The organism is Paracoccus sp. (in: a-proteobacteria) (assembly GCF_032007265.1).
In the GTDB taxonomy this organism is placed as follows: domain Bacteria; phylum Pseudomonadota; class Alphaproteobacteria; order Rhodobacterales; family Rhodobacteraceae; genus Paracoccus.
Map to the genome: position 1 here is coordinate 15,197 of NZ_DALZMB010000031.1, position 23,393 is coordinate 38,589.

The 23,393-nt window shown below is 61.5% G+C and carries 22 protein-coding genes; 16 read left to right on the plus strand and 6 right to left on the minus strand.

Features of this window, described 5'->3' with window-relative positions; all coding sequences use genetic code 11:
• The first annotated feature begins 200 nt into the window (after positions 1–200).
• From RTS12_RS08760 to RTS12_RS08770, 3 genes are all read left to right on the plus strand, one after another.
• Positions 201–1,112, plus strand: coding sequence for a DnaJ C-terminal domain-containing protein (locus tag RTS12_RS08760; RefSeq protein WP_312527567.1), 912 nt, complete (start codon positions 201–203; stop codon positions 1,110–1,112).
• The gene (locus RTS12_RS08765) at positions 1,112–1,459 is read left to right on the plus strand and encodes a hypothetical protein (RefSeq protein WP_312527569.1); all 348 of its coding nucleotides are present in this window, start codon (positions 1,112–1,114) and stop codon (positions 1,457–1,459) included. Before RTS12_RS08760 ends, RTS12_RS08765 begins: the two co-directional genes overlap by 1 nt.
• A gap of 144 nt (positions 1,460–1,603) precedes the next feature.
• Positions 1,604–3,763: an esterase-like activity of phytase family protein gene (locus RTS12_RS08770; protein ID WP_312527571.1), complete on the plus strand. Its 2,160-nt coding sequence runs from the start codon at positions 1,604–1,606 to the stop codon at positions 3,761–3,763.
• Positions 3,764–3,823: 60 nt separating this feature from the next.
• Here the strand turns inward: RTS12_RS08770 and RTS12_RS08775 are convergent, their stop codons facing one another.
• Genes RTS12_RS08775 through ccmI form a run of 3 tightly spaced genes read right to left on the minus strand, consistent with a single transcriptional unit; the run spans position 3,824 to position 5,709 of the window.
• Complete coding sequence (locus tag RTS12_RS08775) at positions 3,824–4,018, minus strand: DUF1289 domain-containing protein (protein WP_312527573.1); 195 nt, start codon at positions 4,016–4,018, stop codon at positions 3,824–3,826.
• Between the two features lie 6 nt (positions 4,019–4,024).
• Positions 4,025–4,492: a Holliday junction resolvase RuvX gene (gene ruvX / locus RTS12_RS08780; RefSeq protein ID WP_312527575.1), complete on the minus strand. Its 468-nt coding sequence runs from the start codon at positions 4,490–4,492 to the stop codon at positions 4,025–4,027.
• The gene (gene ccmI, locus RTS12_RS08785; protein WP_312527576.1) at positions 4,489–5,709 is read right to left on the minus strand and encodes a c-type cytochrome biogenesis protein CcmI; all 1,221 of its coding nucleotides are present in this window, start codon (positions 5,707–5,709) and stop codon (positions 4,489–4,491) included. Before ccmI ends, ruvX begins: the two co-directional genes overlap by 4 nt.
• A 207-nt stretch (positions 5,710–5,916) precedes the next feature.
• Here ccmI and RTS12_RS08790 point away from each other — a divergent pair, with 207 nt between their 5' ends.
• The 11 genes from RTS12_RS08790 (at position 5,917) to der (ending at position 18,513) form a co-directional block, all read left to right on the plus strand.
• Positions 5,917–7,194, plus strand: coding sequence for a sarcosine oxidase subunit beta family protein (locus tag RTS12_RS08790; protein WP_312527578.1), 1,278 nt, complete (start codon positions 5,917–5,919; stop codon positions 7,192–7,194).
• Positions 7,195–7,315: 121 nt separating this feature from the next.
• On the plus strand, positions 7,316–7,732 hold the full coding sequence (locus RTS12_RS08795; RefSeq protein ID WP_312527579.1) for a hypothetical protein: 417 nt from the start codon (positions 7,316–7,318) through the stop codon (positions 7,730–7,732).
• A 453-nt stretch (positions 7,733–8,185) separates the two neighbouring features.
• Positions 8,186–8,548, plus strand: coding sequence for a sarcosine oxidase subunit delta (locus RTS12_RS08800; protein WP_312527581.1), 363 nt, complete (start codon positions 8,186–8,188; stop codon positions 8,546–8,548).
• On the plus strand, positions 8,545–11,475 hold the full coding sequence (locus RTS12_RS08805; RefSeq protein ID WP_312527583.1) for a sarcosine oxidase subunit alpha family protein: 2,931 nt from the start codon (positions 8,545–8,547) through the stop codon (positions 11,473–11,475). Before RTS12_RS08800 ends, RTS12_RS08805 begins: the two co-directional genes overlap by 4 nt.
• Positions 11,468–11,986, plus strand: coding sequence for a sarcosine oxidase subunit gamma family protein (locus RTS12_RS08810; protein ID WP_312527585.1), 519 nt, complete (start codon positions 11,468–11,470; stop codon positions 11,984–11,986). Before RTS12_RS08805 ends, RTS12_RS08810 begins: the two co-directional genes overlap by 8 nt.
• Positions 11,987–12,104: 118 nt before the next feature.
• Positions 12,105–12,563 (plus strand): hypothetical protein, encoded by a 459-nt coding sequence (locus tag RTS12_RS08815; protein ID WP_312527586.1) that lies wholly within the window; start codon positions 12,105–12,107, stop codon positions 12,561–12,563.
• 181 nt (positions 12,564–12,744) lie between these two features.
• Positions 12,745–13,344: a superoxide dismutase gene (locus RTS12_RS08820; RefSeq protein ID WP_312527587.1), complete on the plus strand. Its 600-nt coding sequence runs from the start codon at positions 12,745–12,747 to the stop codon at positions 13,342–13,344.
• A gap of 215 nt (positions 13,345–13,559) precedes the next feature.
• Positions 13,560–14,690: a hypothetical protein gene (locus RTS12_RS08825; protein WP_312527589.1), complete on the plus strand. Its 1,131-nt coding sequence runs from the start codon at positions 13,560–13,562 to the stop codon at positions 14,688–14,690.
• A gap of 271 nt (positions 14,691–14,961) precedes the next feature.
• Positions 14,962–15,675, plus strand: a complete 714-nt coding sequence (locus RTS12_RS08830; protein ID WP_312527591.1) for a hypothetical protein — start codon at positions 14,962–14,964, stop codon at positions 15,673–15,675.
• Positions 15,676–15,712: 37 nt separating this feature from the next.
• Entirely contained in the window at positions 15,713–17,035 is a 1,323-nt protein-coding gene (locus RTS12_RS08835) for a PQQ-binding-like beta-propeller repeat protein (protein WP_312527593.1), read from the plus strand.
• The gene (gene der, locus RTS12_RS08840) at positions 17,035–18,513 is read left to right on the plus strand and encodes a ribosome biogenesis GTPase Der (RefSeq protein ID WP_312527595.1); all 1,479 of its coding nucleotides are present in this window, start codon (positions 17,035–17,037) and stop codon (positions 18,511–18,513) included. The genes RTS12_RS08835 and der overlap by 1 nt, the downstream gene beginning before the upstream one ends.
• Before the next feature lie 31 nt (positions 18,514–18,544).
• On the opposite strand, the gene RTS12_RS08845 is transcribed toward der, so the two are convergent.
• The 3 genes from RTS12_RS08845 to RTS12_RS08855 form a co-directional block, all read right to left on the minus strand.
• Positions 18,545–19,438 carry a hypothetical protein gene (locus tag RTS12_RS08845; protein ID WP_312527597.1) on the minus strand — a complete coding sequence of 298 codons (894 nt, stop codon included), beginning with the start codon at positions 19,436–19,438 and terminating at the stop codon, positions 18,545–18,547.
• Positions 19,439–19,645: 207 nt separating this feature from the next.
• Positions 19,646–20,938 carry a serine--tRNA ligase gene (gene serS / locus RTS12_RS08850; RefSeq protein ID WP_312527599.1) on the minus strand — a complete coding sequence of 431 codons (1,293 nt, stop codon included), beginning with the start codon at positions 20,936–20,938 and terminating at the stop codon, positions 19,646–19,648.
• 181 nt (positions 20,939–21,119) lie between these two features.
• Positions 21,120–21,524, minus strand: a complete 405-nt coding sequence (locus RTS12_RS08855) for a SoxS protein (protein ID WP_312527601.1) — start codon at positions 21,522–21,524, stop codon at positions 21,120–21,122.
• A gap of 223 nt (positions 21,525–21,747) precedes the next feature.
• Between RTS12_RS08855 and meaB the strand changes: the two genes are divergently transcribed.
• Together meaB and RTS12_RS08865 are read left to right on the plus strand one after the other, a co-directional pair.
• A complete protein-coding gene (gene meaB, locus RTS12_RS08860) occupies positions 21,748–22,725 on the plus strand; it encodes a methylmalonyl Co-A mutase-associated GTPase MeaB (protein WP_312527602.1) in 978 nt (325 codons plus the stop codon).
• Positions 22,726–22,727: 2 nt separating this feature from the next.
• Positions 22,728–23,375 (plus strand): methylated-DNA--[protein]-cysteine S-methyltransferase, encoded by a 648-nt coding sequence (locus RTS12_RS08865; RefSeq protein ID WP_312527604.1) that lies wholly within the window; start codon positions 22,728–22,730, stop codon positions 23,373–23,375.
• Positions 23,376–23,393 lie beyond the last annotated feature (18 nt).

The following is a 23,393-nucleotide window of genomic DNA, read 5'->3' on the forward strand; positions in this document are numbered from 1 at the left end:
TCCCCGGGGGAGGTCCGCAGGACCGGGGGCTGGCCCCCGGGCACAAGCTCCTGATCGCGCCATTTTTTCGCCAGCCCATCATGACGCGCGGCCCGCCTCTTGCAAGCGCCATGACAGCCCGGCACAAAGAGGGCCAGGCAAGGTGGATGCAACCCTCAGCGCTGCAACCGCGTTAAGGGCAGAATGAAAGGGGGCGGTCCATGGCGGATGATCCATACAAGGCTTTAGGGATCGAAAAATCGGCCAGTCAGGCCGAGATCAAAAAGGCTTACCGCAAGATCGCCAAGACCGATCACCCTGATCTTAACCCCGATCCCGCCGCGGCAGAGCGGTTCAAGGCGGCCTCTGCGGCCTATGATCTTCTCAAAGACCCCGAGCAACGCGCCCGATTTGACCGCGGCGAGATCGACAGCACCGGGCAGGAACGCCAGCAGCGCCATTACTATCGCGAATATGCCGATAGCGGTGATAACCCCTATCGTCAGCAATATGGCAATTTCGATGATCTGGATGGGGTCTTTTCCGATCTCTTTGGCCAGCGTGGCGCAGGCGGCGGTCGCGGCCGCGGGCAGGGGTTTGATATGCGTGGCCCCGATCAGCGCTTCACGCTCGAGATCGACTTCATGACTGCGGCAACCGGTGGCACGACGCGGATCACCATGCCTGATGGCAGCAATCTCGAGGTGAAAATCCCCGAGGGCGCCCAGGATGGTCAGGTCATCCGGCTGCGCGGCAAGGGCGGTCCCGGTATGGGGGGCGGGGCTCCGGGCGACGCGCTTTTGACGCTGACAGTTGCCCCTGATCCTGACTGGACGCGAAATGGCGATGATGTCGAAATCACTGTGCCGATCACCCTGGATGAGGCGGTCTTGGGCGGCAAGGTCGAGGTTCCCACAATCGATGGCCGGGTCATGATGAATGTCCCGCGCGGGGCAAGCTCGGGACGCAAGCTGCGCCTAAAGGGGCGTGGCATCAAAGGTGCCAAGGGTCAGCGCGGTGATCAGCATGTGGTGCTGCGCATCGTCATGCCCCCGACCATCGACGACGATCTTGCTGCATTCTTCGAAAAATGGCGCGAGACGCATGCCTATGATCCGCACAGGAGGAATTGATGTCCCGCCACTATTCCGTTGAAGAAACTCTGGCTGTCGTCACCGATCTGACCGAAGTGGACCTGCAACGATATGTCGCTGTCGGCATCGTCAAAGCTGTCAGCTCGGATCGTGGGCCCATTTTTCGCGAAATCGACATCGCCCGCCTTAGCCTCCTGGTCGACCTGACCGAGGGTTATGCGCTGGATGATGAGGCGCTTGGGCTGGTGATGTCATTGCTGGATCAATTGAACGGGCTGCGTGCGGATATGCGCGCCATTCTGGATGCCGTTGGCCAAGAGCCGCCCGAAACCCGGCTGCGCCTGCGACAGGCCATCAACGAAGTTCGCGTCATCATCAGGGATTAGGGTCAGCGACCATCCCCGACGCAGACCGTTAGGTCATGGATCAGGCGAGGCCTTGGGGCCGTCATATTTCTGAAATGGTCCCGATACGGGATTGTTACGAAAACGGGGCATGACACGGGCAGAAATCCTGTCCGTGAGGCCAAAATGAACTTTCGTCTGACCCTTTGCTCGGTGCTTGCGCTGGCTGTGGCCGCACCGGCTTTTGCACAGACCACCTTCAACCGTATCTCGACCTTTGCCACGCTCGATAACATGGCCGAGGGCGAGGATAAGACGCGCCCGACCTCGGCAGAGATTATGACCGCCACACCAGATGGAAAGGTGCTGATCTATTCTGACAGCCCCCTTGGTGCGATCGGGCTTTTGGATATTGCTGATCCCAAAACGCCAAAGCCGCTTGGCAATATCGCCGTGGACGGCGAGCCGACGACGACGGTGGTGCTGGACCAGACAGCCTTTGTCGGGGTCAATACCTCTGAAAGCTATACCCAGCCCTCGGGCGCTTTGCGCAGTGTCTCATTGCTCGATCACAAGGTCATTGCCAGCTGTGATCTTGGCGGCCAGCCGGATTCGGTTGCGATTTCAGCCGATGGTTCGCGCCTTGCGATTGCGATTGAAAATGAGCGCGACGAAGAGGTGAATGAGGGCGCAATCCCGCAAATGCCTGCTGGTTTCGTGGTCTTGCTGCCGATCAAAGACGGTGCGGTTGATTGCGGCGGCAAGAAGGTGGTGGATCTGACCGGTCTGGCCGAGATCGCCCCCTCGGACCCCGAGCCGGAATTTGTCGCCTTCAATAGCCAAAACGAGGTCGTCGTCACCTTGCAGGAAAACAACCATATCGTTGTGATCGGGGCGGATGGGCAGATCCAGCATCACTTCAGTGCCGGTGCCGTCGACCTGACCCAGATCGATGTTGCAAAAGACGGCAAGCTGGATTTCACCGGAAAAATCGACGCGGTCAAACGCGAGCCCGACGGTGTGGCCTGGATCGATGACGCGCATTTTGCCACCGCCAATGAGGGCGATTGGCAAGGTGGCTCGCGCGGGTTCACGATTTGGAACAAGGACGGTTCGGTCGTCTATGAATCGGGCGCCGAATTCGAACATGAGATCATTCGCGCCGGGCACTATCCCGAAGGGCGTTCGGGCAAGAAGGGCGTTGAACCCGAAGGCATTACCTTTGGCGAATTTGATGGCCGAAAGCTGCTGTTTGTCGGGGCCGAACGCGCCAGCATGGTGGGCGTTTATGATCTTGGCGATCTGAGCGCCCCCAAGCTGGTCCAATTGCTGCCCTCGGGGATTGGTCCCGAAGGGCTGGTGACGATCCCGCAGCGCAATCTTTTCGCCACCGCTAATGAAACCGATCTGGGCGAGGATGGTGCAGCACGGGCGCATGTGATGCTGTTTGAACTGGCGCAGGGACAACCGGCCTATCCGATGGTTGTTTCCGACGCGGATCAGCTGATCGGCTGGGGCGCGCTGTCGGGTCTTGCGGTCGATCCTGAGGTTCCGACGGTGCTTTGGGCGGTCAGCGACAGTGTCTATAAGGATGAGCCTGCAATCTACCGCATCGACACCAGCAAACATCCCGCGGTGATCACCCAGAAAATCGTGGTCAGCCGTGATGGAAAACCGGCCGAGAAGCTGGACCTTGAGGGGATCGCCGCGGACGTCAAGGGCGTCTTTTGGCTTGCAAGTGAGGGGGATGCGAAAAAAGAGGTGCCCCATCAGGTTTTGCATGTCGATGCAACTGGCGCCATCCAGCAAAGCTTTGCCATGCCCGATGATCTGCTGAAAGGTCAGACCCGCTTTGGCATCGAGGGGATTGCCCTTCAGGGCGACAAGCTATGGCTCGCGGTTCAACGCGAATGGGAGGATGACCCCAAATCTCAGACCAAGCTGCTGCAACTTGATCCTGCAAGCGGAACCTGGTTGGGGCTGCGCTATCCGCTGGAAAGCGGCGAGGGCTGGGTGGGCCTATCGGAATTGGCGATCCACGGCGATTACGCCTATCTGATCGAGCGCGACAATCTGATCGGGCAGAAGGCAAAACTGAAGCAGATCACCCGCGTCGCCCTGTCGGAGATGGCCCCTGCGCCTTTGTCGGGTGAGCTGCCGGTGGTCCAGAAAGAGGTGGTGCGCGATCTGATCCCCGATCTGAAGCAATGGAATGGCTTTGTGCAAGATAAGGTCGAGGGGATGGCGATTGCCCCCGATGGCACGGTGCATCTTGTGACCGATAATGACGGTGTCGATGATGCCTCGGGCGAGACCCTGTACTGGCGGGTTCAACTGGGCCAGTAACATCGGCGGATCGGATGGATGGCTGCAAGAAAATGGCCGGGGTTCAGACCCCGGCCATTCCTATTTCTGATCCGTGGCCGTCGCGTCGGGCCTGCATGCCATATCTGCGCGCCGCTGGGGCAGGGATGCGATAATCCGGTCCCGACATGGCCCGGGCATCGTGCTCCAACGCGCAATTTCATCCATATTGCGCGCGCAGCCGATGCAAAATCCATGCGGGCCAATCTGGCAGATATTGATGCAGGGGCTGATCACTTTGGGCTATTTCAGGAATTGCAGCCGATCAAGCATCCCTTGCAGGATATAGCCCGCGGCGACCTGATCAATCACCTCGGCGCGGCGCTTGCGCGAGGTATCCGCCTCAAGCAGCGCGCGCTCGGCGGCAACCGTGGACAGACGCTCGTCCCAAAAGCCGATGGGCAGATCGGTCAGCTTTTCCAGATTGCGGGCAAAGGCGCGGGTCGATTGGGCGCGCGGCCCCTCGGAGCCATCCATATTGCGAGGCAGGCCCAGAACCAGGCCGACCAGCGCGCGCTCTTGCACGATTTTCAGCAAGGCCTTGGCATCGAGCGTGAATTTCTCGCGGCGGATCGTCGTGATGGGCGAGCCGACCTGCCGCAGGCTGTCGCTGACCGCCACGCCGATCGTCTTGGTGCCCAGATCAAGACCGGCGATGGCGCCAAATGGCGGCAGGGCGGCGGCGAAGTCTTCGGCGGCTTCGGTGATCATTCGGCCAATCCTGCTTTTTGCGCGGCATCGTTCACGGCAGTCAGGGCCTCGGGGACCGTGGCAAATCGTGTCTGCGCCTCGTGCCAGATGTTGCGGGCGTGATCGACGCGGCCAAGCACGGTCAGCGACGAGAGCAGCCGCGCCCATTCATCGGGCGTGCCGCCTTGTGTGGCAAGGCGCTGCTCAAGACCCTCGACCATGGCGCCAATCATATCCTGGCGTTGTTGCGGGGTCAGATCGCCTGCGGCGGCGACCGCATCCGCATCGGGGCCGGGCAGGGTGCTTGCCTCGGGTGGGGTGTAATTGGGCTCGTCGGCGAACCATGCCAGATCAAGGATCAGGGCGCGGATCGGCGCATTCCAAGGCGCGTCGGCAGGCCCTTGGGACAAAAGATTGGCCCAGATCGGAAAGGCGCGGTCGGGGCGACCATTCTGGATCTGCAAAAGCCCCGCCATATAGCGCGCCTGCGCATCGGCCGGGTCCAGCTTCAGCGCAGCTGCCAGCTCGACCTCGGCCTCGCGGGTGATCAGGCCGCCCGCAGCCTCGACCATCAGGGCGGCCAGACGGGCGTGATCTTCGGCGGTGGCGGTGTCACCTTTCAGCGAGACCAGATGGGCCTGAGCCTCTTTGGCGGCGACGAAGTTGCCAAGGCGCGATTCATGCTCGGCCAAAAGCTGCAAGCCTTGCTGATCGTCAGGACGCTCGGTCATGGCGGCGCGCAGCTTATCGATCAGCTCGCGATAGGCCGGGTCCGGGGTCGCAGGTTGGCTGGGCTTGGGGGCCGCAGCCTCGGCCTCGGCCTGACTGGGGCGATTGGCATAGCGCGTCTCAGCGGCGGCGATGCGCGCGGCAATCGGCGCATCTGGCAGCGTCGGCGCACCGATGCGATGGTACAGCGTAAAGGCCCCAATCAGGGTCAGCGCCAGCGCTGCAAGTGCCCAGATCCGCGCCGGTCCTGCGGTGGACTGGCTGCCTGCTTGCAGTTTCGCGTCGGCCTCGATCACCTTGCGGCCAATCTCGATGCGCAGACGCTCGGCGTCTTGGGGGCTGATGACGCCGCGGTCAAGGTCGCGCTCGACTTCGCGTAGCTGGTCGCGATAGACCCGCAGGTCATAGGCCGCTGCCGGTTCGGCTGCGGCGGTGGTGTCGCGCAGGAACGGGGCAAGTATCGCAAGGCCTACGGTAACCGCCAGTGCCGCGCAGATGATCCAGAACATTATATTCTCCTAGTGCTGCGGCACTAGATAGACCTTTTGGCCGCTTTGCAAAAGGCGCGTGCGCTGCGGCATTTCCTCCGAACGCAGCGGCAGGAGATCTGCGCCGGGCGTTGACGCAAAATCACTATCCTCGCGTCGCAAGCTGACTTGCCCGAAATCGCATCTCGCGACAGGGTTAAACCACACGAGTCGCCAGGGGTCCGAAGAATGTCCGATCAGCAGAATGCCCAATCCAAATCGGGCCGCTATTCCGTCTTTGCCATCGCACGCGAGGCCATGCGCCTGCACAGCGGCTGGCGCCGCGCTTGGGCCAGTCCACAGCCCAAGAAACGCTATCAGGTCGTTGTGGTTGGTGCCGGGGGCCATGGTTTGGCCACGGCCTATTATCTGGGCAAGAACTTCGGCATCACCGATGTGGCCATCATCGAAAAAGGCTGGCTGGGCGGCGGTAACACCGGGCGGAACACCACCATTATCCGCTCGAACTATCTGCAAGATCCATCCGCCGCGATCTATGACAAGGCTTTGAAACTTTATGAAAACCTGTCGCAGGATCTGAACTACAACGTCATGTTCAGCCCACGTGGCCTGTTGATGCTGGCGCAGACCGAACACGAGATCCGCGGCTATAAGCGCACGGCGCACGCCAATATGCTGCAAGGGGTTGCGACCCAGTATATCGACGCCAAACGCGTGAAGGAACTGGTGCCGATCATCAATATCGACGGGCCACGCTATCCGGTGCTGGGGGCGCTTTACCAAGAGCGCGGCGGCACGGCGCGCCATGACGCGGTTGCCTGGGGCTATGCACGGGCGTGTTCCGATATGGGGATGGATATCATCCAGAACTGCGAAGTTACCGGCATCGAGACCGAGGCGGGGCAGGTCAAGGCCGTCAACACCGGCAAGGGCCGGATTGAATGCGACAAGCTGGCGCTGGTGGTCGCGGGCCATTCCTCGCATCTGGCCGAGATGGCGGGCTTTCGTTTGCCCATCGAATCAATCGCATTGCAGGCGCTGGTCAGCGAGCCGATCAAGCCCTGCTGCGATGTGGTGATCATGGCCAATACGGTTCACGGCTATCTGTCGCAATCCGACAAGGGCGAGATGGTCATCGGCGGCGGCACGGATGGGTTCAACAACTATACCCAACGCGGCTCGTGGCACCATGTCGAGGAAACCGTGCGTGCCTTGGTCGAAACCTTCCCGATGCTGTCGCGCCTGAAGATGCTGCGTCAATGGGGCGGGATCGTCGATATGACGGGCGACCGCTCTCCGATTTTGTCGAAAACCCCGGTTGGAAATATCTTCGTCAACTGTGGCTGGGGCACGGGCGGGTTCAAGGCGATCCCCGGCTCGGGCTGGGCCATGGCCGAGCTGGTGGCCAAGGGCCAACCCGGACCTTTGGCCGCGGAATTCGGGCTAGAGCGTTTCGTCGAAGGTCGCTTCATTGACGAAAGCGTTGCCGCCGGGGTGGCGCATTGATGGCCAGCCGTCAAAATATTGCCACTTTGCCATGGCTTGGGCTCTTGCCTGCGGCGCTTTGTCGCAGCGCGCAAAACCACGCTTCTGGCTCAGATGAAAATCGGCAGGAATTAGCCTGCCGTTGGCAAGATTTTATTGGCTGTGGAACAATTTACGCCCCTCTGACATTCTTTTGCCGACATCCCTTCCTTATGGAGAGCATTACATGGCCGATCCGCAGAACAAATCGAGCAACGGACTTATCATCGGCATCGTTGTCGTCGTCGTCCTTGCTTTGGGCTGGTACTGGTACAGCAGCAAAAATGCCGCGACTGAAACCGTCGTCGAAACTCCCGCGGCAACCACACCTGCTGCACCAGAGGCGTCTTCGGAAACTCCGGCACCTTCCGGCACGACCGCAACCGAGCCCGCAACGACCGAGCCTGCTGCAACCGAGCCTGCTGCAACCGAGCCTGCCGCGACCGAGCCTGCAACCACTGAGCCTGCAACGACCGAGCCCGCTCCGGCTGCTGGCACGACCGCTCCGGCAAGCAACTGATCTTTGCGCCCCGCGCTTTTGTAAGCGGGGCGACAAAATCCGGGGGCAATCTCTGCCCCCGGCGCAACTGCCGCCTTTGACGCCGAACAGCTTTCGGCATGGGCAAGGGCGTGCTTGGCCGATGACGGCTTTTGGGTTGACCGCTTTGCACGGTCCCCGGCCATCGGTCTTTTGCCTTCAAACATCTCAGGTTTCGGTGATTTCGGCCCGGATTATTCGGCGCGATTTCGCTGATGCAAGCGCTGCACATTCCCGGCTTGGCCAGCTTGGCTTTGGCCGGCCCAGGGTTGGTTGCGCGGCCTTTGGTCAGGGTGTTCGTGCCGCTGACGACGAAGCCTTTCCCCGTTTATGGCGCGATATGGTGCCCCGATATTTTGCCGGGCCGCATCCTGTTGCCCAGCCTACCTATGTCCAGCCTGCCTATATCCAGCCCGCCGCCGAAGGAGTGACGCCATGCTGACTTTGACCTGTCCCTATTGCGGTGTGGCCGCCGAAGAAACCGAGTTTCAGCCGGGCGGCGAGGCCCATCTCAAGCGCTTTGGTCCCGGTTCCAGCGATCAGGAATTCGAGGCCTATCTTTTCGCGCGCAAAAACCCCAAAGGCGTTCACTTTGAGCGCTGGCGCCATGCCTATGGCTGCGGCAAGTGGTTTTTGACGGCGCGCGATACCGCCACATTGCAGGTTTTTGGCAGCTACCGCGCCCAGAACCCATCCCCCACCCCCGAGATTGTCGCAGCGATCCGCGCCGCGCGTCCCGATTGGCACCCCGATGGGGAGGCCGCGCCCGCAACCTCAGCTGAAAGCCATCCCGCATGAGTGACCACGGACCTTTCCGCCTGTCATCGGGCGGTCGCCTGATCGACCGCGCCTATCAATTGCCCTTCCGCTTCGATGGACGCCAGCTGCGCGGGCTCGAGGGGGATACCCTGGCCTCGGCTTTGCTGGCCAGCGGGCAGCTGATGATGGGGCGTAGCTTCAAATACCACCGCCCGCGTGGCCCGGTGTCCAGCGGCGCCGAAGAGCCCAACGCGCTGTTAGGGCTGGGGCAGGGCGGCCGGTTCGAGCCGAACCAGCGCGCCACCACCACGCCTTTGGTCGCCGGCATGCTGACCACCAGTCAGAATGCATGGCCCAGCCTGAATTTCGACATCGGCGCGATCAACAACAAGCTTTACCGTTTCTTGCCGGCGGGCTTTTACTACAAGACCTTCATTCACCCGCGTCCGGCCTGGAAACATCTGTTCGAGCCGATCATCCGCCGCTCGGCAGGATTGGGCAAAGCGCCGACTCAGAAAGACCCCGACAGCTATGAGCAGGCCTATGCCTTTGCCGATATCGTCGTGGTGGGTGGCGGCATCGCCGGGCTAGAGGCCGCACGCCGTCACGGGCTGGATGGCAAAACGGTCGTGGTGTTAGAGCAAAGCGGCCATTGGGGCGGGCGCACGCCCACCGATCATCCGCAAGGCGCGGCCCAGATTAAGGCGCTGGTGGATGCCCTTGCAGCCATGCCCAATGTCACCATGCGGCGCAATACCATGGCGACAGGGCTTTATGATCACGGCTATCTGCTGGCACGCGAGGCCTTGGCCGATCACGACCCCAATCAAGGCATTGCTCGCCAGCGCCTGTGGCGCATTCGTGCAGGCCATGTCATCACCGCGACGGGCGCGCTGGAACGCCCGCTGGCATTTGCGGGCAATGATGTGCCCGGCGTCATCTTGGCAGGCGCGGTTCGCGATTTCATCGATCTATACGGGGTCGCGCCGGGGCGTCGCATCGTGGTCGTGACCAATAACGACGATGCCTATCGCACTGCGCTGACGGCGCTGGATGCAGGGCTTGAAGTTCCGGTCATTCTGGATGCACGCAAAAACGCAAACGGGCCTTTGATCGAGATGGCGCGCCAGCGCGGCATTCGTATCCTCAACGGCTCGGCCATTGCCGGGATCAAGGGCTCGAAAGCGGTCGAGGGCGTCAAGATCTGCGATCAGATGGGTTCGGGTCAGGTCCTTGAGACAGTCGAGGCCGATTGCGTTGCCATGTCGGGCGGCTGGTCGCCGGTCGTGCATCTGTGGTCGCACTGCGGCGGCAAGCTGAACTGGGATGCAACCCAGTTGATGTTTGCCCCCGATCCCAACCGACCGCCCACCGGCGCGGATGGCAAGGCCATGGCCAGCGCGGTAGGTGCGGCGGCGGGCGACCTGCGGGTTGCAGGCTTGACCGATGCCGTCGACGAATCGCCGATCATGGCCGTCTGGATCATGCCCGAACATGCTACGCGCCAGATGCGCTTTAAGATGTGGTTGGATTTTCAGAACGACGTCAAAGTCTCGGATGTTCAGCTTGCGGCGCAAGAAGGCTACGAAAGTGTCGAGCATACCAAGCGCTACACCACGCTTGGCATGGCGACGGATCAGGGGAAGCTGTCGAATATCAACGGCTTGGCTATTTTGTCTGATGCATTGTCCCAGCCCATACCGGCAACCGGGACCACGACATTCCGCCCCACCTATACGCCGCTGACCCTTGGCACGATCGCCGCCGAGGCCCGCGACGAGATCTTTATCCCGCTGCGCAAGACGGCCATCCACGGCTGGCACGAAAGCCACGGCGTCCATTGGGAGCCTGTGGGCCTGTGGCGGCGGCCTTATTGCTATCCGGTCGCTTCGGAAAGCCATTCCGAGTCAGTCGCGCGCGAGGTTCTTGCCGTGCGCGGCGGGGTCGGCACATTGGATGCCTCGACCTTGGGGAAAATCATCGTCAAAGGCCCGGATGCGGGCAAGTTCCTTGACATGATGTACACCAACATGATGTCGAGCCTGCCGATCGGTAAATGCCGTTATGGCCTGATCTGCACCGAGAACGGCTTTCTGACCGATGACGGCGTGGTTGCGCGCCTGTCTGAAGATAGCTGGCTGGTTCACACCACCTCGGGTGGGGCAGACCGCATCCATGGCCATTTCGAGGATTGGCTACAGTGCGAATGGTGGGATTGGCAGGTCTATACCGCCAATGTCACCGAGCAATGGGCGCAAATCGCGGTTGTTGGTCCCAAGGCGCGCATCTTGCTAGAGCGGCTGGGCGGCATGGATCTGTCGGCGGAAAAACTGCCGTTCATGGGCTGGGCCGAGGGACAGTTGGCGGGGATCCCTGCGCGCGTCTTCCGCATCAGCTTTTCGGGCGAGCTGTCCTTCGAGGTGGCCGTTCCCGCCAATCGCGGGCTGGAGCTTTGGGAAAAGCTGCATGAGTTGGGCCGTGATCTGGGTGTCACGCCTTATGGCACCGAGGCAATGCATATCATGCGCGCCGAAAAGGGCTTTATCATGATCGGCGACGAAACCGATGGCACGGTGATCCCCCAGGATCTGGGCCTTGGCTGGGCGATTTCCAAGAAAAAGGACGATTACATTGGCAAGCGCGCCCAAGAGCGCAGCCATATGGCCTCGGCTGATCGATGGAAACTGGTCGGGCTGGAAAGCCTTGATGGCCGCATGATCCCGGATGGGGCCTATGCCATGGCCGAAGGGCATAACGCCAATGGTCAGCGCAAGACGCAGGGGCGGGTGACATCGACCTATATTTCGCCAACTCTGGGCAAGCCGATTGCGATGGGGCTGGTGCATCACGGGCCAGATCGCATGGGTGATGTGCTGGAATTCACCAACCCCGGCGGCGAGCCGGTCAAGGCGCGCATCGTCGATCCGGTGTTTTTTGACAAAGAAGGGACGCGGGCCAATGGCTGAGGCACTTGCAACCATTACCGATGTTCAGGATCTGGGCATGATCCAGATCCGGGCCGACCTGGACGCGCAGGGGCAGGCGATTGCTGCCGCAGCGGGCGTCGCTTTGCCCGATCAGGCGCGCATTTCGATGACGGGGACGCGCGTGCTTGGCTGGATGTCGCCTGATGAGCTGCTTTTGGTCGTGCCAATCGCCGAGGTTGGTCCGACGCTGGCGGCGCTTCAGGATGCTGTGGCAGATGCCCATGCCCTGATCGTCGATGTCTCGGATATGCGGGCGGTTTTTGATGTGATCGGGGGGCGGGCGGCACAGGTGCTGGCCAAGTTGTCGCCGACGGATTTCGGGAAACTGCCAAGCGACGGGTTGCGGCGCACGCGCCTTGCGCAGGCGGCCTGCGGCATCTGGCCAATCGCGAATGGTTATCGCGTCATCGGCTTTCGATCGGTCAAGGATTACATGCGTGGCATCCTGACGGCAGCGGCCACCCCCGGCAGCCAGCTTGATCCGCGTTAAGGCCGATTTGGCGCAAATTGCAGATTGAACCTGCGGGCAAAGGCGTCAAAGCCTTTGCCTTGCGTGGCTTGGCGGCTATGCATGAGGGATCGTTTCCCCAAAGCAGTCAGAGGTTAGCATGAAAAGCCACCCGATCGCCGCCTTTGCCTGCGCCATTCCCCTGTTGATCTATTCGCAGACCGCGGGGCTTGCAGCACCCACAACACAGCAATCCCCCACAAGCCCCGTTCCACCACCGGTTGCCATGCTTTGCGCCTTTGAGGACAAGGGCTATAGCGGTTGGGTGCCTGAAATCGTCATGCTGACCCGTCAGCACAACGGGCGCATCGAGGTTTTTGACCCGATTCTGCAATCGCTGGTTGGTAAGCCGATCAAAGCCGTTGTGGTTCAGGACAATCGGCGAGAACGCACCTATGGCTGGGCTCTGGCCGGGGTGCGCAACGCCTCGGGCCAATGGAGCGAGCGCATCGACTTTCGGCTGATCCTGCGCAAATCCGACGCGACGGCCCAGATGGAAGTGACGCCCAAAGGCTATGATAACGTGATCACCGGACGCGGGATTTGCGGCAATCCCTGAAGGGCTTGCACGGCGTTGTGGGATTGCCCGATACGCTTTCGTTGGCGCCACCGCAGTGCCATTCTGGGCACCAGCGGAACCTGAATATCCGCGAAACGTTAACCCCGGGACAGCGGGTCTTTCACCCGCGCCTGACCTGTGCCAGAGATAGCGCAGCCAATTCATTGAAAGGGTATCGAAAATGGCCTTCACGCTTCCCGATCTTCCTTATGCCCACGACGCGCTTGCTGCTGGTGGTATGTCCAAAGAGACCCTCGAATTCCACCACGACAAGCACCACAAAGCCTATGTGGACAAGCTGAACGAGCTGGTCGCCGGCACCGAATGGGAAGGCAAAAGCCTCGAAGACATCGTCAAAGGCACCTATAACAAAACCGCAGTGGCGCAGAATGGCATCTTCAACAATGCCAGCCAGCACTGGAACCACGCGCAGTTCTGGGAAATGATGGGTCCGAACAACCACGCCATTCCGGGCAATTTGGAAAAGGCGCTGACCGAATCCTTCGGCTCGGTCGATGATTTCAAAAAGAAATTCTCGGAAGCCGGCGTCGGCCAGTTTGGTTCGGGTTGGGCTTGGCTGGTCAAGAATGCGGACGGCAGCCTTGCCATCACCAAGACCGAAAACGGCGTGAACCCGCTGTGCTTTGGCCAGACCGCGCTTTTGGGCTGCGACGTCTGGGAGCACTCCTATTACATCGACTTCCGCAACGCGCGTCCGAAGTATCTGGAGAACTTCCTGAACAATCTCGTGAACTGGGAAAACGTCGCCTCGCGCATGTAATTCCAGCCTTACGGCAAAACTTTGGGCCTGTCGGATGCGAATCCGGCAGGCCTTTTGATTTTTAGGCGTATTTCCGATCAGCGATGTCGGGGACAAGGAACCAAATCCCCCAGCGGCTGGTTCGACCACAAGACGGCGCAAGGTGATCCCCACGGGCCTTTGGCGGGCCAGCCAAGGGGGCATCAAGCGCAAGGATGGTGGTTGAGGGTAAGGTGTTGGTGCACAAACAAGCGGCAAGGCAGGGGGGCAGGGTTTCACCCCGAGCCCTGATTGCGGGTCTGGCAGCAGGGATGGTCGCGGGTCTTGTCGCCGGGTTGGCCATGCATTCTCGCTGGTCCTTTGCACAATATCGCCTGAGGGTCGTCAGATGGCGGGTGCAGCCCGCAGATTGGCTTGGTCGTGATCCGATCCGTATCGTCGTGCTGTCGCGCCTGCATCTAAGCGCAACCCCCTCGGGGCTGCGCCGATTGGGGGCAATTGTCGCACGTATCAATACATTGGCCCCAGATATGGTTATCATCCTTGGCCATCCCCGTATGACGATCGCGCGGCCAAGGCAGGCGTTGGATCCAGATCGTGCGCGCGCGGCATTGGCCACTGAACTTTCTGGGCTTACGGCGCCGCGAGGGCGCTTTGCTTTGGTTGCCCCTTCGCCAAGCGATGCACCCGGCTGTGAGGACAGCACGCCGCTGGGGCGCGAGCTTTTGACGGCGGCGGGATTTATGATGCTTGACGGTCGTGCGGTGCCAATTGGTGGCGCAGAGCGGGGCTTTTGGCTGCTTGGTCTTGGCTTGTCAGAGGATGCAAAGCCGAACGTCTCAATGTCTTGCCCCCAAGGAAAAGGCGCTTGGGATGGGACTGCTGATCGCGACAAAGGGTCCGATTGTGACGATCCCGTCGACTGCAATGACGCTGTTGATCGCGACCAAGCTGCTGATCGCGACAGTGATGCGGATGACCAAGTGGACCGCCTTGAGGCCGCCCGCGATGCCGCATTTGCTCAGATGGACCGCGCAGCCCTTGAGGCGCCTTTGGCGCAGGTCACATCTGATGCCCCGGTCGTGCTGGCCAGCCGCTTTCCCGAGGTTTTTGCCCAGCTTGATGGTTTAAGCCATCCGATCTCGGTGGTGCTGTCGGGGCAGGATGGGGGGCGGGCCTTGGGCATTGGTGGCCCGGTGCCTTTGAGCATGGACCGCGGGCGCGATGTCTATGGGTGGGGCCGCTATGATGAAAGTGGGCGTACGCTGATCGTGTCGGGGGCAATGTCAGGGCAAGCCCAACATCCGCGCGCCGGGCTTTGGCCCGAGATCACATTGATTGAACTGTCCGAGCCTCGGGGGTGGTAAGGCGTGGATCATGGCGATGCGCCCATCCCGGTGCCTGATGCTCCTGCGTCGCGCCTTTGGCTCAAGCCGCCCGCACCTCAAGGTCCGGGTCCTTTGGGCGAACCCGGCTGCATGTCTGGGGCTGCGGTCGCAGAACGGATCACCACCCATGCATCAGGCGTCGCGCCGCCGCATCACCTTTCACGCACAATGACGCGCCTGATTTGCTTGCGCCATTGGCAAAAGACCCCAACCCCGTATAGAAGAACGGCTAAAGCAGGAAGGGACGGGCATGGCCAACCAGAACGACAGTTTCATCGATGAAGTGACGGCGGACCTGCGGCGGGATCGCTTGTTCATCGCCACAAAGCGCTATGGCTGGATTGTCGTGCTTGGGATCGTCGGCTTGGTCGGCGGGACCGCCTGGTATGAATATTCCCGCAGCCAGGACCGCGCCGAGGCGCAGGCTTGGGGTGACAGCATTCTGGCCGCCGAAACTGCGGCTGATCCCGTCACTGCGCTGGACGCCGTCGATGCGGGCGGATCAAGCGGGCGGCGTGCGGTTACCGGAATGCTGGCCGGCGGGGCTGCTGCGGATGCGGGCGATGCTGCAAAAGCTGTGGCCGAGTTGCGCGCCGCCGCCGAGGCTGCGGGCAATGCTGACCCGATCTTGCGCGATCTCGCGCTGCTCAAGGCTGTGACGGCGGCTGGTCCGGCGATGGGCGCGGCGGAACGGGATGCGCTTTTGGCCGATCTGTCCAAACCGGGCGCGCCGTTCGAACTGCTGGCGCTTGAACAAAAGGTCGTGGCGTTGATTGCGGCCAACCGCAATGATGATGCGGTGACACTGATCCGCCAGATCCAGAAGAAAGACGGCCTGTCTGAACCGCTGCGTCGTCGCCTGGGTGAAATGATGATTACGCTTGGCGCCGAAGCCGAGCCTCAGGGCGGTGCGGCCCAGACGGTTCCCGCCTCTGCCGCCATGCCGACCCCGCCTGCCAACTGACGGCCGCGCGCCGTACGTGCCTTATGAGGAGACAGTGATGACGAGGATCGCCCTGATTGCCCTATTGGCAGGGACTGTTGCTTTGGCAGCCTGCGCCGAGCGCGAGTTGATTTTGCCGGGCGAACGTCTGGATCCGCGCGCTGTGTTGTCGCCTGATGGGCCAGCCCTTGAGGGTGCGGCATCGCCCACCGGATCAGCCGTCTCTTTGCCGGGGGTGCGCGCCAATTCGGAATGGAGCCAGCGCGCGGGTAATGCCCAGCATTTCGCGGGCAACCTTGCCATCGGCTCGGGCAATCAGCCGATCTTTACCGCCAATATCGGCCAGGCCGCCGATCGCGGTCACCGCATCACCGCCGAGCCTATCGTTGCAGGCGGATTGGTCTTTACGCTGGACAGCCGCGCGCGGGTGACTGCCACCACGACCTCGGGCCAGCCTGCCTGGACGTCCAATCTGGTTGCCGTGGGCGAAGTGGGCGACAGCGTCTCGGGGGGCGGGCTTGCCTATGAGGGGGGGCGGCTTTTTGTCACCACCGGATATGGCGAGCTGGTCGCGCTTGACGCGCGCAGCGGCGGGGTGATCTGGCGCCAGCGCGTCGACGCGGTCATCAGCGGTGCGCCAACTGTGGCCAATGGCACGGTGTTTGTGAATGCGCGCAATGCGACGGGTTGGGCTGTGCGTGCAAGCGATGGCAAGACCTTGTGGCAGGTCGGCGGCACGACCGCGGTTGCTGGGGTCATGGGCTCGTCCGCGCCGGTCGTTTCGGGAACGACGGTGGTCTTTCCCTTCGCCTCGGGCCAGTTGCTAGCCGCAGATACGCGGAGCGGTGAACAGCTGTGGAGCGCGCAGGTCGCGGGCTCGCGCAAGGGACGCGCCATTGCGCTTTTGCGTGACATGACCGGAGATCCCGTAATCTCGGGTAACCGTGTCTTTGCCGGGACGTCCTCGGGCCGGATGGCGGCTTTCGACTTGACGAGCGGCGTGGAAGCGTGGAATGCCCGCAACGGGGCGGCAAATCCCCCGGTTCCTGCTGGGAACTCGGTCTTTGCCATCAACGATCAGGCTCAGCTTGTCCGGTTGGACGCCAGCAATGGTGCCACCGTCTGGAACGTAAGCCTGCCCGAATTTACGACGGCCAAGGTCAAGAAGCAGGCGCAGGTCTTTGCGCATTTCGGACCGACATTGGCTGGAAACAAACTCTATGTCGCATCCAGCGACGGTGTCTTGCGCATCTTTGACCCGGCAACGGGATCGCTGATCGGGCAGGGCAATATCCCCGGTGGGGCGGCCACTGCGCCCGTCGTCGCTGGACAGACCCTTTATATCGTGACCCGCTCGGGTCAATTGGTTGCATATCGCTAATGAGCTTTACACTCGCCATCGTCGGACGGCCCAATGTCGGCAAGTCCACCCTGTTCAACCGCCTTGTTGGCAAGCGTCTTGCGCTGGTCGATGACCAGCCCGGCGTGACCCGCGACCTGCGCGAAGGGCAGGGCCGCCTTGGCGATCTGCGCTTCATCGTCGTGGATAGCGCCGGCCTTGAGATGGTCGAGGATGACAGTCTTCAGGGCCGGATGCGGCGGCTGACCGAACGCGCTGTCGAAGAGGCCGATGTTTGCCTTTTCGTCATCGATGCGCGTGTCGGCGTCACCGCGGCAGATGAATATTTCGCCGAGATCCTGCGCCGCCGTGCCAAGCACGTCATCCTTGCCGCCAACAAGGCCGAAGGCCGCGCCGGTGAGGCAGGCGTGCTTGAGGCTTATGCCCTTGGTCTGGGCGAGCCGTTGCGCATCTCGGCCGAACATGGCGAGGGGATGGATGACCTTTACCGCGTCCTGATGCCATTGGCCGATCATTTCACCGAAATGAACGTCCAGCAGGTTCCTGAAACCGATGTCGTCATCGATGGTGACATCGACGAGGAAGACGATGAAAGCTGGCGGCCCTCGGCGCAAAAGCCGCTGCAGCTGGCGGTGATCGGGCGACCCAATGCCGGTAAATCGACGCTGATCAACAAGATCATCGGCGAAGATCGCCTGCTGACTGGCCCCGAAGCTGGCATCACGCGCGATTCGATTTCGGTCACAACCGATTTTCTGGGCACGCCGATGCGGATCTTTGATACCGCCGGTATGCGCAAACGCGCCCGCGTCACCGAAAAGCTGGAAAAGCTTTCCGTGGCGGACGGGCTGCGGGCTGTGCGCTTTGCCGAGGTTGTGGTCGTGCTGCTGGATGTCGACATCCCGTTCGAGCAACAGGATCTGCGCATTGCCGATTTCGCGGAAACCGAAGGTCGTGCCGTGGTTATTGCCGCCAATAAATGGGATCTTGAAGAAGATAAGCCCAAAAAGCTGAACGAGCTGCGCGAGGCCTTCGAGCGTTTGTTGCCGCAGCTGAAAGGCGCGCCGATGGTGACGGTTTCGGCCAAAACCGGCAAAGGGCTGGACCGGCTTCATGCCGCGATCCTGAAAGCGCATGAGGTTTGGAACCGTCGCGTGCCGACCGGGCGCCTGAACCAATGGCTGACCGCCATGACCGAGGCCCACCCCCCACCGGCCCCCGGTGGTCGCCGCATCCGTCTGCGCTATATCACGCAGGTCAAGACGCGCCCGCCAGCCTTTGTCGTCATGGCGACGCATACCGACAAGCTGCCTGATTCCTATGCGCGTTATCTGGTGAACGGGCTGCGGATGGACTTTGATATGCCCGGCACTCCGATCCGCTTTACCTTCCGCGATCAGGGGACGAAGAACCCGTTTAAGCATAAGGCAAGCAAGATCAATCAATCGGGCGCGCTGTCCAAGCACCGCACCCGGCAAAAACCCAAGGGCGACGCCTAAGGTTTTCGTACTCAGGCAGTGCAGGCTGTGATCAGGTCGTGACCCTGATCACAGCCACGCCGACATAGGTGATGGCCAGAACCGCTGCGGTCGCAACTGCTGCATCCGAGCTGATCGATGCCATCGCCATTCCCAAAAGCCCCCACATCACGGTAACGCTATAGCTGAACGGCGAGCCCAGATGCAGCTGGATATTGGCTGCGGCAATGGCGCAAATCAGCAGTGCAACCAGCCCCGACAAAGTCGCCGACGTACCCAGATTGCGCTCGAGCAGCGTGGCAAAGACCGCACAGGTCACCAAAGTGGCCCAGCCCGCGAGAATCCCCAAGGTCATGCTGACAGGCTGGGTCTTTTGGCTGCTTGGCCGGATCATGGCCGCAGCTAGGATCATGGCCAGCATCAATGCGGCCAGCACAAAGCCCAACATCGGACGCAAGGGAAAAATCCAAGGCCACACCGTGGCCAAGGCCAAGCCTGCGATTAGGGCGGCAACCTCCAGCGGCGGCGGGGCGATCTTTGGGCGTGGGGCGATGACCGCAGCCTGATATTGCGTGCTGGCGCCGGGATTGGTTTCGGGATTGGCATCGACCCAATTCAGCAGATTATCCTGAGCCTCGGCCATCAGGGTCAGGCTTTTGCTTGCGGTGTCGCGGGGCGCGGGGGATGCCGGTAGGGGGCGGGCGTAAGATCCCGCGGCATGGTCAGATCCGCCTGCCAGTTGCAGCACATAAACCGCTGCCGCAAGCCAGACCGTGATCAACAACGCCCAAAAAAGCGGGCCGGGTGGGTTCAGGAACAGCTCTGACAAGGGCACCCTGGTGATGGGCGCGCTATCAAAGCCACCAGGCTCATAGGCTGAATAGCTGCTGCTTGGATGCAAGGACAGGTCGCTAAATGGCACTGTCTCGCCTGACGGTGTCGGCATCTGCATTTCTTGTTGTGTCAGAAATCGCGGATCATCCGACAGCAGGGCATAGCAAAGGCTGCTTAGGATAAACAAGCAGGCGAAAAGGGAAGTCAGGATGCGTGCTGCGTGCTTCATATTAGGAAAACGCAGCCACTAGGTGGAAGTTTCCACCCGCCGTGCCAGCATTGCCGCGCGCCCACGAAGCCGTGAGCGCGCGGCCTTGTCTCAACGCAATTGGCCGTCGGCGCCAAGTACGGTTTTGCCACCCAGATAGGGGTGCAGCGCCTCTGGCAAAGTGACCGAGCCATCGGCCTGCTGACCATTTTCCAGCACCGCAATCAGCGTGCGCCCGACCGCCAGCCCCGAACCGTTCAGCGTATGGACGAATTCGGGCTTGCCGCCTTCACTGGGGCGATAGCGCGCATTCATGCGCCGGGCCTGAAAATCGCCGCAATAGCTGACCGAGCTGATCTCGCGGTATTTGTCCTGACCGGGCAGCCAGACCTCTAGGTCATGGGTGATGCGTGCGCCAAATCCCATATCGCCGGTGCAAAGCAGCATGGTGCGATAGGGCAGGCCCAGCTTCTCCAGAACCGCCTCGGCGCATCCGGTCATGCGGGCATGTTCCACTTCGCCGCTTTGTGCATCGGTGATCGAGACCATCTCGACCTTCTCGAACTGGTGCTGTCGCAGCATGCCGGTTGTGTCGCGACCTGCACTGCCTGCTTCCGAGCGGAAACATTGGCTATGGGCCACCATACGGCGCGGCAGGCTTGCATGTTCGACCAGGTCGCCGTTGACGGTATTGGTCAGCGTGACTTCCGAGGTCGGGATCAGCCACCAACCTTCGCGGGTTTGATAGCTGTCCTCGCCGAATTTGGGCAATTGGCCCGTGCCAAGCATCATCTCGGACAGGACCAGAACCGGGGCCCATGTCTCGTTCAGGCCATGCTCTTCGATGTGCAGATCCAGCATAAACTGGGCCAATGCGCGATGGATGCGGGCCACGCCACCTTTCATGACGACAAAGCGCGCCCCCGAAAGCTTCGCGGCGGTCTCGAAATCCATCCCGGGTTTGACGCCGGCAATCTCGAAATGCTCAAGCGGCTTGAAATCCAGCGCGCGCGGGTTGCCCCAGCGGCGGATCTCGACGTTATCGGCCTCATCCTTGCCCTCAGGAACGCGGTCCAAGGGCATGTTGGGTAGGCTGATCAGCAGATCGCGCAGTTCGACATCCAGCTGAGCTGCCTCGACTTGCAAGGCTGCGGTTTCGTCTTTCTTGGCGCTGACAAGGGCGCGAAGGCGCTCGAATTCGGCGTCATCACCCCGGCCTTTTGCGGCCCCAGCCTCTTTGCTGGCCTTGTTTTGCTCGGCCTGCGCCGCTTCTGCTGCCGAAATTTTGGCACGGCGCGTACTGTCAAGTGACAAGATGGACGACGAAAGCGCCTCCAGCCCACGGCGCGCAAGCGCGGTGTCAAAAGCTGCGGGGTTGTCGCGAATGGCGCGGATGTCGTGCATGACGATGCTTCCTTTGCGTGCCTGTCCTGTCTGTGCCCGGCTCTTGCCGAACAGCAATTGCCATAGCGCAAGCAAGCCACGGGGAAAAGCCGTCTCACCCCAAGCCCCGCCGAGGGCGCGAAAAAAGCCACAAGTCAAGACCGCAAGGCAAGGCCGCAACAACAGGGCGGCATGCGTTTGATTATCGCAAACCCGCGCCCGCGGATTTCAGCATGTCCGATAGTGTGCGGTAAAATGCATCCGCACCGGGATAGCCCTCGATCCTCTCCAGCTCGATCCCGCCGCGAACCAGAACAAAGGTCGGCGTTAGATGCGGTCGGCGCGCCAATACCAGCCCATCTGGCCAGGGCCCGTCGATCGCCACCTCGACCAAGGGGGCGCGTCGTCCAGGATCGGATTGCGCATAGCCCGGCCCGACCTCACGACGCCACGCCGCGCAATAAATGCAGCCGCGCTGCACCGCCATGATCAGCTGAAACGAACCAGACCCGGACGCAGCCTCGGCCCGGTGTGACCGCCCAACGCCCGCCAAAGCCCCACTGGCCAAAGCCACACTGGCAAGAATGATGCCGCGCCGATCGATCATCCCAACCTCCTCTAGCTTGCTTACAGCTAATGCCCATGCCCCGCCGCGACAACTGCTGCCGCTTGCGCAATGGCTCACGCCTGCGTCAGCATGCATTCGCGGCTTTTGCCGATCTGCTGCGTTTACTTGTCTGCCATGTCGAAATATCCACGGGGGTGCGGGGGCAGTCGGCCCCCGTCTGTCTCACCGGCTGTCAAAGCCGCTTTGATAACAGGGGGATTGCATGGATGAGCTGACACAGGGGCTTATAGAGGGCAATCGTCGCCAGCTGTCACGTGCGATTACGCTGATCGAAAGCACGCGCCCCGATCACCGGGCCCGCGCTTTGGCGCTTTTGGCAGAGCTGCCACCACGGCAAGCATTACGCATCGGCCTCTCAGGCACGCCCGGCGTCGGTAAATCCACCTTTATCGAGGCTTTTGGCAAAATGCTGACCGGGGCAGGGCTGCGGGTCGCGGTGCTTGCGGTCGATCCCTCATCGGCACGTTCGGGCGGCTCGATCTTGGGCGACAAGACCCGGATGGAGACCCTGTCGCGCGATCCCAATGCCTATATCCGCCCCTCTCCGTCGCGCAGCGAGCTGGGGGGCGTTGCCCGCCGCACCCGCGAGGCAGTCAGGCTTTGCGAGGCCGCAGGCTATGACATCATCTTGATTGAGACGGTGGGCGTTGGCCAATCGGAAACTCTGGTCTCGGAAATCAGCGATCTTTTCATCTTGCTGCTGGCCCCGGCGGGCGGGGATGAGCTGCAAGGGGTCAAGCGCGGCATTATGGAAATGGCCGATCTGGTCTTGATCAACAAGGCCGATGGAGAGCTGCTTTCGACTGCGCGGCGTACGGTTGCCGATTACGCAGGTGCCTTGCGATTGCTGCGCAAGCGCCCACAAGACCCCGATGGCTTCCCCAAGGCCCTGCCGGTGTCGGCCTATACCGGCGAGGGATTGGCGACAGCCTGGCAAAATATGCAATATCTCGAGGAATGGCGGCGCAGTCAGGGCCATTTTGCCACCCGCCGCGCCGATCAGGCCCGCCATTGGTTCATGGCAGAGCTGCGGGCAGGCATTCTGGCGCAGCTTGAGCAGCCCCATATTCAGCGCCAGCTGCATGATCTGGGCGATGCGGTTGCGCGGGGTGATCTTGCCCCCGATCAAGCGGCGACGCAGATGCTGGATCAACTTGGCCTCGGCCCGTCACAGCCGTGAGCATGTCAGGCTCGACCGCTGACCACCCTCTCACTGACCCGCATCTGGCAAGCCAGCCGCTGGACGTGTTTGCATGGCTGGCACAACACCAGCAGGTGGGACGCTGCCCCCAGACGCAAGCCCCAAGCCGATTTACCGCCTGTCTGATCGATACCCCTTTGGGCGAGATGGTGGCGGTCGGAGATCCCGAGGGGCTGCATCTTCTGGAATTTACCGATCGCAAGATACTGGGCGCAACGCTGGCGCGTCTAGCCGTGAAAGGCGGGATCGTCTTGGGCAACAGCTGGGTTCTTGACCAGATTACCGAACAGATCGGCACTTATTTCGCTGGCTCCGATCAGGCATTCTCGGTCCCGCTGGTGATGCATGGAACCAGCTTTCAGCGCCGTGTCTGGCAGGGGCTTTTGCAATTGCCCCGGGGCACGCGCCACAGTTACAAAGAGTTTGCCCAACAGATCGGTTTGCCAAAAGCCGTGCGTGCGGTGGGCGCAGCCAATGGGCGCAATCAGCTTGCCGTGGTGATTCCCTGCCATCGGTTGCTGGGGCGCGACGGCGCTTTGACGGGATATGGCGGCGGTCTTTGGCGAAAACGCCGATTATTGGCGCTGGAAACCGGATTGGGCAGCGGTCAAATGGGCGAATCTGCTTGACGCCCCCGGCCCAAGACT